11 protein-coding genes and 1 pseudogene are annotated in these 13,130 nt (G+C 38.2%); 9 read left to right on the top strand and 3 right to left on the bottom strand.

The annotated features are described in order from the left end of the window. Positions 1-76: 76 nt before the first annotated feature. The 4 genes from hprK to ACJ004_RS24810 all read left to right on the top strand — a co-directional run bounded on the left by hprK (position 77) and on the right by ACJ004_RS24810 (position 4,447). On the top strand, positions 77-1,012 hold the full coding sequence (gene hprK, locus ACJ004_RS24795) for an HPr(Ser) kinase/phosphatase (protein ID WP_410895811.1): 936 nt from the start codon (positions 77-79) through the stop codon (positions 1,010-1,012). Positions 1,013-1,211: 199 nt separating this feature from the next. Beyond that, complete coding sequence (locus ACJ004_RS24800; RefSeq protein ID WP_410895812.1) at positions 1,212-1,952, top strand: GntR family transcriptional regulator; 741 nt, start codon at positions 1,212-1,214, stop codon at positions 1,950-1,952. Positions 1,953-2,247: 295 nt separating this feature from the next. Beyond that, positions 2,248-2,967, top strand: coding sequence for a purine-nucleoside phosphorylase (gene deoD / locus ACJ004_RS24805; protein ID WP_168241928.1), 720 nt, complete (start codon positions 2,248-2,250; stop codon positions 2,965-2,967). A gap of 103 nt (positions 2,968-3,070) precedes the next feature. Further along, the gene (locus tag ACJ004_RS24810) at positions 3,071-4,447 is read left to right on the top strand and encodes an MFS transporter (protein WP_410895843.1); all 1,377 of its coding nucleotides are present in this window, start codon (positions 3,071-3,073) and stop codon (positions 4,445-4,447) included. Positions 4,448-4,674: 227 nt separating this feature from the next. Here the strand turns inward: ACJ004_RS24810 and ACJ004_RS24815 are convergent, their stop codons facing one another. Then, positions 4,675-5,148: a DUF4188 domain-containing protein gene (locus ACJ004_RS24815; RefSeq protein WP_410895813.1), complete on the bottom strand. Its 474-nt coding sequence runs from the start codon at positions 5,146-5,148 to the stop codon at positions 4,675-4,677. 2 nt (positions 5,149-5,150) lie between these two features. Then, entirely contained in the window at positions 5,151-5,705 is a 555-nt protein-coding gene (locus ACJ004_RS24820; protein WP_410895814.1) for a PadR family transcriptional regulator, read from the bottom strand. A 382-nt stretch (positions 5,706-6,087) separates the two neighbouring features. On the opposite strand from ACJ004_RS24820, the gene ACJ004_RS24825 reads away from it, so the two are divergent. After that, complete coding sequence (locus ACJ004_RS24825; RefSeq protein ID WP_410895815.1) at positions 6,088-6,213, top strand: hypothetical protein; 126 nt, start codon at positions 6,088-6,090, stop codon at positions 6,211-6,213. Between the two features lie 382 nt (positions 6,214-6,595). On the opposite strand, the pseudogene ACJ004_RS24830 reads toward ACJ004_RS24825, so the two are convergent. Next, positions 6,596-7,444: pseudogene (locus ACJ004_RS24830) on the bottom strand (LysR family transcriptional regulator); the annotation flags it as partial. 702 nt (positions 7,445-8,146) lie between these two features. Here ACJ004_RS24830 and ACJ004_RS24835 point away from each other — a divergent pair. The 4 genes from ACJ004_RS24835 to ACJ004_RS24850 all read left to right on the top strand — a co-directional run bounded on the left by ACJ004_RS24835 (position 8,147) and on the right by ACJ004_RS24850 (position 13,076). Next, the gene (locus ACJ004_RS24835; protein ID WP_410895816.1) at positions 8,147-8,929 is read left to right on the top strand and encodes a sulfite exporter TauE/SafE family protein; all 783 of its coding nucleotides are present in this window, start codon (positions 8,147-8,149) and stop codon (positions 8,927-8,929) included. Positions 8,930-8,963: 34 nt separating this feature from the next. Beyond that, on the top strand, positions 8,964-10,172 hold the full coding sequence (locus ACJ004_RS24840; RefSeq protein ID WP_410895817.1) for an FAD/NAD(P)-binding oxidoreductase: 1,209 nt from the start codon (positions 8,964-8,966) through the stop codon (positions 10,170-10,172). Between the two features lie 57 nt (positions 10,173-10,229). After that, positions 10,230-11,660, top strand: a complete 1,431-nt coding sequence (locus ACJ004_RS24845) for an MBL fold metallo-hydrolase (protein ID WP_410895818.1) — start codon at positions 10,230-10,232, stop codon at positions 11,658-11,660. A gap of 231 nt (positions 11,661-11,891) precedes the next feature. Further along, the gene (locus ACJ004_RS24850) at positions 11,892-13,076 is read left to right on the top strand and encodes a MalY/PatB family protein (protein WP_410895819.1); all 1,185 of its coding nucleotides are present in this window, start codon (positions 11,892-11,894) and stop codon (positions 13,074-13,076) included. Positions 13,077-13,130: the final 54 nt, after the last annotated feature.

Here is a 13,130-nt window from a genome sequence, read left to right on the forward strand (position 1 = left end):
ATCCTAAATGGATGACGTTTCCAGTGAACTTAAGTATAATTTTATTATTAAAGTTTTAATAGGACGTGAGAATAGGTTGAAAAAAATAACAGTAGAAGACTTGGTTCAAAAGTATTCATTGAAAGTACTGGCTGGAGAAAGCCACTTGAAGAAGATCATTACGCAATCACGGGTGCATCGTCCGGGACTGGAATTTGTAGGCCATTTTGACTTTTTTCCAACAGAACAGGTTCAAATTTTAGGAAAAAAGGAAATTACGTACTTACATAAGTTAAGTAAAGAGGAACGTAAAATTCGTATCGGTAATATTGTTCACTATCATCCGCCGTGCTTTATCGTAACAGCTGGTGAAGAAGGACTTACCTATTTAATTCACCATTGTACAGAGCAGGGTATCCCCTTGTTAGTAACAAACCAGCCTGAGATTACTTCAGAGTTTATCATTAAATTGGATGCGTTTTTGGTAAAGGAACTAGCACCAGAAATAACTATTCATGGAGTTTGTATGAATGTGTCTGGCATTGGAATCATACTTCGTGGAAGTTCGGGGGTAGGAAAAAGCGAGACGGCCCACACATTAATTCGCCGCGGACACCGGCTAGTATCGGATGATAACGTTGTTCTAAAGAAGCTGAGTACACAAACCATTCTCGGTACTCATGATGGGAAAACTAAGGAATTTTTGGCTCTCCGTAGTATCGGGTTATTAAATGTAGTCCGCTTGTACGGTCGTAAGGCTTTTCAGGATGAAACACGAATATCCCTTGATATTCATTTGACGAAGTGGGAAAAGGATGCCTTATATAATGACTTAGAACAGGAATATCATTATACCGACTATATGGGTGTTAAAATTCCTTCGTTGGAAATCCAACTTCAGCCTGGACGTGATGTGGCAGGGTTAATAGAGGCAGCAGCAAATAACTGGTATTTAAAGCAGCAAGGATACAGCGCAGTAGAGGAATTCATGAGCAGAGTTGAGGCTGATATCATGAAATCTGGTATGGATTAACTTCATATGCAAATGAGGTTTTTATGAAGAATAAAGGGAATCCTCACTATATTAACCGGAGATAACCTTTTCCGCTTTCCCTACACTATTCCATAGATTATTAATATATAGAAGTATAATAAACAGGGATTAGCTTGTATTGTATTTTAGGTTGTTTATATAATGGATAGGCAAGTCTATTTAAAGGTGTGTAGGGAAAATGAATAGTAAACTTGATAATCTTAGTAAAACCAAACGGCCATTATTTGCCGTTGTTTATGATAAATTGTATAAACTTATTATGGATGGAACGTTTCCTCCAGATAGCAGGCTGCCAACGGAACCTGAATTGGCAAAAGTATTTGGTGTCAGCAGAATGACACTCAGGCATGCTTTGTCGCTATTGCAAGAAGATGGATTGGTAAAAAATATCCATGGGAAAGGTAATTTTATTACAAAATTTCATCATAATAGAAATATGGCTGGATTGGAAAAGCTGGGGAACCCTTTATACAAATGCTATCCGGAAAACGTGGATGACGTAGAATTGAATTTTAGAATTGAACTGGTAAGCGACTATGCTAAACAAGTATTACATCGCGATATGACCGCAGTTGTTGCTTTTGAACGCTGGTATAAAAGCGGTGAACAGGTAGTAGCATATGCTTTTACCATAATGGCCATAGAAGCAGTTTCTGAATTAAATTTAGATTTACAGAATGAACAACAATTATTAGAAATGCTTGATCAAAAAGTATATGAACTTGCGAATTCATCAACGATCGAAATTAAGCGTTCCAAATCCATCAATACACCATCACTAAAATATCAAATTTTCAACGGAGAAGAATGTGATTTGATTTTAGAAAGTGTATACATAAGTGACAAATATCCTGTTGTCTATAATAAATACTATATCCCAACTGAGTTTAGTCAAATAACAATTAATGCATCCAAATAACTGAACCGAATGAAGACGATTTTTTCAAGCTGACAAAAGATAAATAATGCCATTGAAAGCAGTGTCATTTCTTATGAAATGCACTGTTTTTTTTATTTGTTTGTAAAAAAATAGATTGTAAACGAATTCATGGTGTGATATTCTTTTCAGTATTAAATCATATACAAGTTTTTATACAACTATACAATGTTGTATAAAAGAGAAGCTTTACCCTTAAAGTAAATGTAAGCGGAACAAAAAGAATGAACTTTACTTTTGGTAATTCCGCAAAATTCTAAAAAAGGAGAAATGAAAAATGAGTACAACTGAACTAAAAGAAACAGCGCATATCAAACCAAATGGGGTAGAGATTGCAGAGACCATCCTATTACCAGGGGACCCATTAAGAGCCAAATTTATTGCCGAAACCTACCTGGAAGACGTGGTACAGTTCAATTCCGTTCGTAACATGTTTGGGTATACAGGGACCTATAATGGAAAGAAAATATCGGTTATGGGAACAGGCATGGGGATGCCTAGCATGAGTCTTTATTCTTGGGAACTGATTCATGTATTCGGTGTAAAAAACTTAATTCGCATTGGTTCATGTGGAGCCATTCAGGATCATTTGAACTTGTATGATATCGTTTTCGCAATGGGTGCCTCGACAGATTCCCATTATGTACACCAATATAATCTTCCTGGACACTATTCGAATATTGCTTCCTTTTCGTTATTGGAAAAAGCCAAAAAAGTGGCTGATGAAAAAGGTCTTCCAGTACATGTTGGAAATGTTCTTTCAAGTGATATTTTTTATCATGCTGATCCAACAGCGGTAGAAAAGTGGAGTAAAATGGGGATTTTAAGTGTTGAAATGGAGACTGCAGGACTTTATATGAATGCTGCCTATGCAGGGGTTAATGCGCTTACGATTTTAACGGTAAGTGACCATATTTTTAGAAATGAACAAACAACATCGGAAGAAAGAGAAACAGCATTTACTAATATGATGGAAATTGCATTGAAACTTGCTTAAGCCAAGCACTATCCTAAAGTGGCAGCCCCTAGTCTAGGCATTGACTAGTCACCATAAAGACGACTTATTTCTGGAAGAGAAGGAGAATAGTAAAATGACTACAATGAGTGCAAGTGTAAGTGTGACGGAAGCTCAAGAATATAATGTAAAAAAAGCTGTACCTATTATCCTGCTATTATTTTTATTATGTTTGGTCATTGACAATTCATTTAAAATTATTTCGGTAGATATGGCCAAAGATTTTAATATATCTGCGACCACGGTTAGCTGGCAATCCACCTTGGCTGGACTTATGATTGGAATCGGAGCAGTGGTATACGCAGCCCTGGCGGATTCCATCAGTATTAGAAGACTTTTTATCGTGGGTATTATATTAATATGTATCGGTTCAGTTTTGGGTTATATTTTTCAGCATTCGTTTATTCTGGTTGTTTTATCACGCATTATTCAAACCGCCGGGCTGGCATCAGCTGAAACGTTATATGTAATATTTGTGACTAAACACTTGCCTCCAAGGGAACAAAAGAAGTTTTTGGGTTTAAGTACTAGCAGTTTTGCCCTTTCACAGGTAATCGGAGCCTTGACTGGGGGATATGTTTCCACTTATTTTCATTGGACAACTCTATTTTTAGTTCCATTAGTTACCCTTTTCTTCCTTCCTTTTATTTTGAAGCATCTTCCAACAGAAGAAAGGAAAGGCGGTAATATTGATATAATTGGCTTATTTTTAGTAGGAGCCATTGCTGCATCCCTATTGTTATATATTACTGGTTTTAACTATATTTATCTTCTCGTGTTTATTGTCGCAATTGCCTTGTTCTTAGTGTATATCAGCAAGGATTCCAAAGCATTCATTGGCATTTCATTCTTCCAAAATAAGCGTTTCATCTCTTTGTTAGCGATCGCTTTTGTTATTTACTCCGTGCAATTAGCGTATATTTTCTTGTTTCCGTTTCTCCTTGAAAAGCTTTATAATTTGAAACTTGATACTATTTCATTATTGCTAATCCCGGCTTATATCTTAGCTGCCACTGTTGGGGCACTTTCTGGAAAAATTGCTAGAGTATTAGGAACCAAGCAATGTATTACTATTGCAATGGCTGGTATTACCACCAGTCTATTGGTGGGCGGATTTTTTGTACAAAGTTCTGTGATTGTGTTCGTTATTTCCATGATTCTATTCTCTAGTTCGTTTGCGTTTATGTATGCTCCGATGATTGATTCATGTGTTAGCACGATTGCGAAAGAAAACTCGGGAACAGCGGTTGGATTTTTTAATTTGATTCTTAATGTAGCTGCTTCCATTGGTATAGCCTATACAGCAGCAATGATGGATCACTTATCAATGAGAGGAAATATCCTTAAATATCTAAGTAATCCGGACGCTTCCTTATATAGTAATATTTTATTGGTCCTTTCACTCATTACTGTTTTTAGCTTATTCCTGTATTGGGCGTTAGTAGGACGATTTTCAAAATAAATATTTAAGACGTGATCACCCTGCTGTAATATAGACTGAGCTTGGCATTAAGCCACGCTCTTTTATATTTGTTAGGATTAAATACTAATAAATAACAATATAGACATCGACAGTAATCATATAGTCAGGAGCAAACGATGAATTGTAGAACAGCCATCCTAGGTGGCAAGGCCTATGAATGTGAATTGTGAAACAAGAAAATCCGGGGTTTGACATGCACGGAAACGCTAATGATTTAGGCGTTCTTTAGCTGAATTTCGTTTTGCAGTAATTGGAATATGTTTCAGTGCTTTACCTAAGCCGTAGTGGGGCATATTTCCATAAATAGATTCATAAGATCCATTTTTTATTTGATAGGTTTCGTGGTAAATTCCAACAGCATCATTGTTTCCTACCTTTTTATTAAAATTTTTCCAAGCACTCAAATGCTTCTCATTTTTTGCATAAGCAAGTAGGTCTTCCATTGAACGCCAATATTGAATCATTACTGTCGTTCTAAGTCCAAAATAGCTTTCCATCGATAAAAATCCCAATTCATCTTTGTTCGTATAAAGCTCCTTAATCATTCCAGGCATTGCATTAAATACTGGTAACCACTTATGAAATGAAAATCGCTTGTTAATTCTCATTCCTATAATAAAAACGACAATATCCTCTGTATTCTCAGTGGTATAACGCCCAGTATAGATATGTTTGGCCATTACTAATCCTCCTTAGTTAAAAACTTCTCAAGAGTAAACTCGCACCAGTCCATGGCAGCCTTCGTGGTCCTTTTTCCATAATCTAATGTAAACAACCAATACATTGAATCTTCCTCGTTATCTTTGTGATTAACAATGGCTAGTTCGATCGATAAGTAAGTTTGGTAACGCCCTTCTAACTTTTGCTTGTAATTCTCTAGAAGCAAGACCGTCTTTTCTCTGGACTGATAGCGTCCAAAAAACAATTTGAGCAAAATTTCATTTCGTTCAACAGGTAGTTGTTCTATGGGATGCTCCAACCAATTTTTTAAAGTTTCTATTCCTTTTAATGTGAGGAAGTACTCATTTCTATCCGGCTTTCCTGGGTTTGATGAAGTACGAACTTCTGCTAATTCCTCTTGGACCATTAATTTAAGAGTCGGGTATATTTGACCATAACTTATCTTCCAGAAATGATTTAAGCTCTGATCAATGAGTTGTTTAATGGCGTAACCAGATTTGCAGTCAGTGGTTAAAATTCCTAAAATCGCATAGATTGTATCGTTATAATTTTTCAAATATCCTCACCTATCTAAAAGATATATATCCTTTAGATATATATTATTAAATAAACTAAAAAATAACAAATTAATTTTCAGAATAGAAAAAATAATTAAAACTTGTTATAAATGGACAAAAAAACTAATCAATCGTTTTGATTTTTGATGAGTAATACTAATAGAGAGTGAGTGTAGCCGTATGTGTTTTTGTATAGGTTCATAATCTATAAAAATCGTAGTTAAAGTAATAATGGAAGATATTGTATAATATTTACTTTGATTGAGACTTTTTAACTACTTGTAGAGGTGGATTTTTGATGCAGCAGAAAAGCATTAAATCTATGCAAAACTCACCATTGGTTCACGTATCCTTTTTCCAAGTGGAGCAGGATTAATATGTATGGGTGAAAACCAGCCTTGTACCTTACCTGGTGATGAAATCCAAAAGCATTATGAAGATCATGAAAAGTTATCCTTCCGTTTTGTACGTCAGGTTATAAGCGTCGGGGGATCGTATGTGCAGTAGAAAGGCCTGGAATCATTCACGAAAATGATGAAGTTCAGGTATTGGTTAATGATTTTAAAAATCCGATGCAATTAATAGCAGGGAATGAAACAATTCGATTGGTTTACTATAAAAATTTGTTATATTGATTAAAGTTATTCGTGGAACATCGTTGTGAAACAAGAAAATTCGGGGAGTGACAGGCACGGATTCAATATACGAGTTAAGATAACCGCGTATTTACAGCGTTAAGGAAATGCCAATATAAAAAGCCCAATTTCTCATCATTAATATTGAGAAATTGGGCTTTTTTCGTTACTCCATCATATGTCCCAATAGAAGGGGATGCCTTCTTGTTAAAGAATGGCGCCCTATTGTATAATGCAACAAAACTGCAACTACTTCATAAATCAGGTATGGCCTTATTACTTTCTCTTAATAGTTCTAAAAATACGCTTAACGCTTTAGTCTGGAATGGGGATCGTAAGACAACTGAAAATTTCCGTATAAATGGAAGTTGTTTTACGTTTATGACATTTAAAGAGCCCATTGAACATTCCTTACGAATCGCCCAGTAAGAAAGTAGACTAACACCAAGACCTGCATCTACAGATTCCTTAATTAGTTGTGTACTTCCAAACTCCAATTTTTTTTTCGGAATGATTTCACATAATCTGAACATTTTCTCAGTTACTTCTCTAGTTCCAGAACCATTTTCCCTGACAATCCACGTTTCTTCCTCTAATTCTGATATGTTAATTTCACCATTTTTTTGTGCCAAGCTATGTTTTGGTGATGCCACCAGATACATGGAATCTTCTGCAAAAGGTTCGATTACTAAATTTTTATCTTTGAATTCCCCTTCCATAATTCCCACATCTAATTGGTGCCCCAAAACTAATTTTGCTACCTCTTTTGTGTTCCCAATCGTAATGGTTGGAGTGATTAATGGATATTTCCTATACATTTTTGCAATAACATACGGCAAAACGAATTCCCCATATGTATAACTGGCACCAATTGAAAGAGGTCCACTCATCTTGTTGGTTAGATCATCTATCAAGTAATGCATTTTTGTATAGAGACCTAATATCTCTTTTGCGTGATGATAGACAATTTCCCCAGCTTTATTTAAGCGTACAAATTTATTACTGCGCTCCAACAATTTTGTCCCCATTGTACGCTCAAAAGATTGAATATATTGGCCTACTGCAGGTTGAGTCATATGTAATTCTTCTGCTGCACGTGAAAATCGCGATGGGGATTACATCTATCTGTCTTTCCATTTTAGCTTACTTAATTGTATAAAAATGATAATTTATTATAGTAAACTGAAAGTTAATTGAATATCTTAGGGCTCGATTCCCTCCTACTAATTCATTCTCTTATTCAAGAATCTGTCCCTTTTATGGCATAAGGAAGTACTAATTGTTCCCTTCTGAATTTTCCTTGAAACTGTTGTTATAGGATTTTTTTCTCACGGGGCATTATGGGTCAGTTAGCTTTAATATTGATAATGTAAAAAAGCTTGAGGACAAAAAAATTTTCTCAAGCTTTTTTTATTTCGAGTTAATTAGCTTGATGGGTATATGGTGCTATCCCTATCAGAGGTAACACATTAACATGTTCTTGTACGCTATTTCAGTTATACGAGATCTAAAAAAATTTTGTTAACTGATATGTTAGTTGAATTACTTTATAGAAATAGCTTGAAGAGTTTATCACAGATGCAAAAATAGTTCCTAGTCCTAGGAAGCGTCTAAGCTTGATGATAAAGGTTTTTTTAATATGAATGATAGCAAAATTGGGAATTTCCAAAGAGTGGGGTCCGCAAATCAAGCAGTTTTACAGAAGAAATCAGTTGGCATGGTTCTTGCAATATATAATGATAAGTAAATAGAGAAAGGAGGGAGGAGATGAATCACCAACTACTCTGTGAGAGTCTCAGAAAAGAGTGACAACGTTTCAAGTGCTCCTCTCCATTGTTTCAGGAACTATTGTCGGATTCGTACTTGGTTTGCTCGGCGGAGGTGGATCCATTCTTGCTGTTCCTCTTTTACTTTACGTTGTTGGTATAAAAGATCCTCATGTGGTAATTGGCACTTCAGCGTCAGCCGTTGCCATAAATGCCTATGCAAACCTAATTCCACACGCACGAGCCGGAAATGTGCAGTGGAAAGCGGCGATTGTTTTTGCAGTCCCTGGTGCCCTGAGTGCTTATACAGGATCAATGATTGGAAAGTTGGTACCTGGGAAACAGTTGTTGTTTCTTTTTGCTATTCTGATGATTGTTATGGGTGTAAAAATGGCTATGCCAAAGAAAAAGAAGAGTCAAGCAGACGATATTAAAAATCAAGTAAAACTGCCACAGCTAATCATCATGGCTATCCTGGTGGGACTGTTATCCGGTTTTTTCGGGATTGGCGGCGGATTTTTGATTGTTCCAGGCTTGATTTTCGCGACAAGAATGCCAATGATTGCGGCAATTGGATCCTCATTGGTATCAGTCGGCACATTTGGACTTACAACAGCGGTGAGCTACAGTTTATCCGGTCTCGTGAACTGGTGGGTTATGTTGGCGTTTGTTGGAGGCGGAGTTGGCGGTGGAATGGTGGGGGCTTGGCTTGCGGCACGCTTAAGTAAACAACAGCGTACACTCCATCATATATTTTCCGGTGTCGTTATGTTGGTAGCCATTTACATGCTGATTATTAATGCTGAAGCCTTAGATTTGTGAGCCGCTTTACTAAAATGGAGATGAGGAGATAAGAATGCCAAAGGTGAAGAATGAGATACATTACAAAATTTTGATTATAGGCGGTGGGAGTGCTGGAATTACGGTTGCAGCCCGTCTCCTGCGTGAATCACTCAGCCTAAGCGGAAATATTGCCATCGTTGAACCCGCAACAAAACATTATTATCAGCCATTATGGACGCTTGTCGGAGCTGGCGAAGCGGATAAAACGGTGACACAAAGGGAAGAAGCATCCGTTATTCCGAGTGGAGCCGTGTGGGTGCAGGATGCGGTTACCGTATTTCAACCAGATGAAAATGCGGTTGTAACAGCATCTGGAAAGAAACTGCACTATGAGTATCTGGTTGTTGCGGCTGGGATTCAAATTGACTGGCATAAAATCAAAGGATTAAAAAAAAGCATTGGAAAGAATGGGGTATGTAGTAATTACTCCTATGATTATGTTGATAGCACATGGGAATCGATCCGCAACTTCAAAGGGGGAACTTCCATCTTTACCAATCCGAACACTCCGGTGAAATGTGGTGGAGCCCCTCAAAAAATCATGTATTTGGCGGATGATTATTTCAGAAAATCAGGAGTGCGACCACACTCTTCAGTTATTTTTGTTTCAGGCAGCCCAAGCATATTCAATGTGGAAAAATATGAACAGGCACTTAACAAAATAATAAAACGAAAAGAAATCGAGACATGGTTTATGCACCATCTCATTGAAATCGATGGTGAAAAAAAGCAAGCGACATTCGAAAATCTGAACACACAAGAGCGTGTAAGTATCCAATATGACATGATTCATGTGGTACCACCAATGAGCGCCCCTGACTTTATTAAGAATAGCCCGCTTGCGGCAAGTAATGGTTGGCTGAATGTAGACAAATATACGCTGCAGCATGTATGCTTTGACAATGTATTTGGCATTGGGGACTGCACCAACCTGCCTACGTCGAAAACGGGGGCTGCGATTCGTAAACAAGCACCCGTACTTGTAAAAAATTTACTTCATCGGATGCGAGCCAAACCATTGGTTCATCAATATGACGGTTATACATCATGCCCGCTTGTTACCGGATATGGACGGCTTATACTGGCTGAATTCAATTATGATTTACAGCCGCAAGAAACCTTCCCGATTAATCAGGCACGCGAGAGGTTCAGTATGTATGTATTGAAGAAAAACTTCCTTCCTGTTATGTATTGGAAGGGAATGCTCAAGGGTAGGATGTGATCATGTTTCTGATGGTCATAACAAAACAAAAGCAAGCGCTTAAAAGGAGGATGACTGATGTTACTCAAATACTTTTATGATGAGAAACTGGCTCAAGCTTCATACCTTGTGGGATGTCAGGATACGGGCGAAGCAATCATTGTTGATCCGTCACGCAATATAGAACCTTATATAGAAACAGCAAGAGCACATGGTGTTCGGATTGTGGGAGCAACGGAAACACACATCCACGCGGACTTTTTGTCTGGTTCGCAGGAGCTAGCTTCCAGGCTGGGAGCCACATTGTATTTTTCTGATGAAGGAGGACCGGACTGGAAATATGAGTACGCAACTGGGTATGAACACTTTTATCTTAGAAATGGAGATGTTTTTGCCATTGGAAATATCCAATTTGAGGTGATGCATACACCAGGACACACACCTGAACATATATCGCTGCTTGTAACAGATGGCGGTGCATCTATCAAGGGCCCGATCGGCATATTTACCGGAGATTTTGTGTTTGTCGGTGACGTGGGGCGTCCCGATTTATTAGAAAAAGCCGTGGGGGTACGAGGTTCCTCAGAAAAAATGGCACGCATGATGTATCGGTCACTAAAGCAGTTTAAAAAGCTTCCTGACTATCTGCAAGTATGGCCAGGACATGGAGCGGGCAGTGCCTGTGGTAAAGCGTTAGGAGCAGTACCTTCTTCAACCATCGGCTATGAAAAACGGACAAATTGGGCATTGCAATATGATAACGAGGATCGTTTTATAGAAGCGCTGTTGGCTGGACAGCCGGAGGCACCCCCTTATTTTTCAATGATGAAGCGGTTGAATAAAGAGGGGGCACAGCAAATCCAAAGGATGGCAGTACCGCTTCGTATGGAGGTTTCGATAGAAATTGTGCAGGAATGGGTAGAACAGGGAATGGCCATTGATACGCGTCCAGCCAGTGATTTTGCTGCCAAGCATATACGAGGCACGATTAATATCCCTTATAATAATTCATTTGTAACTTGGGCGGGATGGCTGTTGGATTATGACCAGTCAATCTATCTTCTAGCAACCAATACGGATGTGGCAGATATCGTGAAGGATCTCCAGTCCATTGGATTGGATTGTATCGTTGCCACAATGGATTCATGTGTGATGGAGCTGCTAGGTGAATCTGATTCGCGTGGAATGAAATATGAAGAAGTGACATTGGATCAGGTAGAGGGCGCAATTCAAACAGAAGGCATATATGTACTTGATGTCCGAAGTAAGGGCGAGTGGGAAGAAGGACATATTCCGCAGGCGAAGCACGTGATGCTCGGTCATCTGCAGGAACAGGCACACACCATTCCGCATGATAAACCCATTTTAGTTTATTGCAAAACTGGCGGAAGATCTGCTATCGCTGCAAGCCTTCTGCAAGTTCATGGTTTTAAAGACGTACAAAGTCTTGTGGGCGGTTATGAGGAATGGAGAAAACAGGAAAAGTTGCGAACCACTAGAGATTTATAAATGAAATCTTTGAATTTTTTCATCTATGCGAAATATTTACCATGTTTGCAAACTTGCCAATGTTTATAATGAAAGCGTTTATAAAATTGACATTCGCGGTATTCGGAATTCAATCAAGAATTTCTATTAAAAAAGGCGATTTTATAAGGGAAATAAGTCGCATGAAAATTGCTTATATAAATTACGTAAGAAGCAGTATGCAAAAGCAAACATGAGAAGGAGAGATACTTCATGAAATATAATTTTGACCAAGAAATCTGTCGCCTGGGCACTGATTGTGAAAAATGGGATAATCTTAAAAATCAATTTGGTGTAAAGGATGTTATTCCGATGTGGGTGGCCGATATGGATTTCCAGTCACCAAAACCTGTCATCGAAGCGTTAAAACAACGGGCCGAGCACGGTGTATATGGTTACGCTGTTCGATCTGATTCCTATATGGAATCCATTGTTGACTGGCTAAAAAGAAGACATCAATGGTCCGTTAAGAAAGAATGGATTACCCACAGCCCAGGCGTGATTCCGGCCTTATCATTGGCGATTCAGTCTTTTACGAAGCCTGGAGACAAAATAATGATCCAACCGCCTGTATACCATCATTTTGCCCGTGTGATCCAAGCGGCTGGTCGTGAAATTGTAACCAACCCACTTATGCTTGAAAATGGACGTTATTTCATTGATTTTGAAGACTTGGAAGCAAAGATCGATTCATCGGTAAAAATGTTCATTCTATGTAGTCCTCATAACCCGATCGGAAGGGTATGGAGTAAAGAAGAATTGACGAGGTTGGGACAGATTTGTCTAAAGCACAACATTCTCGTTGTAGCAGATGAAATTCATTGTGATTTTGTTTATAAGACACATACTCACATTCCTTTTGCTTCCATTTCAGAAGAGTTTGCGAATCATTCCCTTACCTGTATTGCGCCAAGCAAAACTTTTAACTTGATGGGTGTGCAGACGTCGAGTATTATTATTCCAAATCAGCAACTGCGCGATAGGTATAATCAGGAACTTCATACACTATCCATTGGCTCGCCAAACATATTTGGCGTTGTTGCGTTAGAGGCTGCTTACCGCTATGGAGAAGAATGGCTGGATCAGCTCCTTGAATATTTGCAGGGGAATTTGGAGTACACTCTGAGTTACTTCCGCAACAACATTCCGCAAATCAACGTCATCCAGCCAGAAGGCACATACCTTGTATGGCTGGATTGCCGGGAATTGTGTTTTTCAGTTAAAGAACTGGATGAATTTATGTTACAGAGAGCAAGAGTTGCAATGAATGAAGGACACATTTTCGGTAGGGAAGGTGAAGGATTTATGAGGCTAAATATTGCTTGCCCGCGTTCGATGTTAAAAAATGCGCTGGGTGGAATAGAAAACGCTGTCGCTTCTCTATGTAAAGTTCATTAAGTTATTTTGTGATAATTTTTTTATTATTCCATATAACGCTTTAGGAGAGGAGGA

Origin of the sequence: Neobacillus sp. 204 (assembly GCF_046562815.1) — a bacterium.
Lineage (GTDB): Bacteria > Bacillota > Bacilli > Bacillales > Cytobacillaceae > Neobacillus.

Excerpts from the sequence above, each read along its gene's own strand:
- ACJ004_RS24800 (WP_410895812.1), top strand. The coding sequence starts at position 1,212 with ATGAATAGTAAACTTGATAATCTTAGTAAAACCAAACGGCCATTATTT.
- deoD (WP_168241928.1), top strand. The coding sequence starts at position 2,248 with ATGAGTACAACTGAACTAAAAGAAACAGCGCATATCAAACCAAATGGG.
- ACJ004_RS24810 (WP_410895843.1), top strand. The coding sequence starts at position 3,071 with ATGAGTGCAAGTGTAAGTGTGACGGAAGCTCAAGAATATAATGTAAAA.
- ACJ004_RS24815 (WP_410895813.1), bottom strand. The coding sequence starts at position 5,148 with ATGGCCAAACATATCTATACTGGGCGTTATACCACTGAGAATACAGAG.
- ACJ004_RS24825 (WP_410895815.1), top strand. The coding sequence starts at position 6,088 with ATGGGTGAAAACCAGCCTTGTACCTTACCTGGTGATGAAATCCAAAAG.
- ACJ004_RS24840 (WP_410895817.1), top strand. The coding sequence starts at position 8,964 with ATGCCAAAGGTGAAGAATGAGATACATTACAAAATTTTGATTATAGGC.
- ACJ004_RS24845 (WP_410895818.1), top strand. The coding sequence starts at position 10,230 with ATGTTACTCAAATACTTTTATGATGAGAAACTGGCTCAAGCTTCATAC.
- ACJ004_RS24850 (WP_410895819.1), top strand. The coding sequence starts at position 11,892 with ATGAAATATAATTTTGACCAAGAAATCTGTCGCCTGGGCACTGATTGT.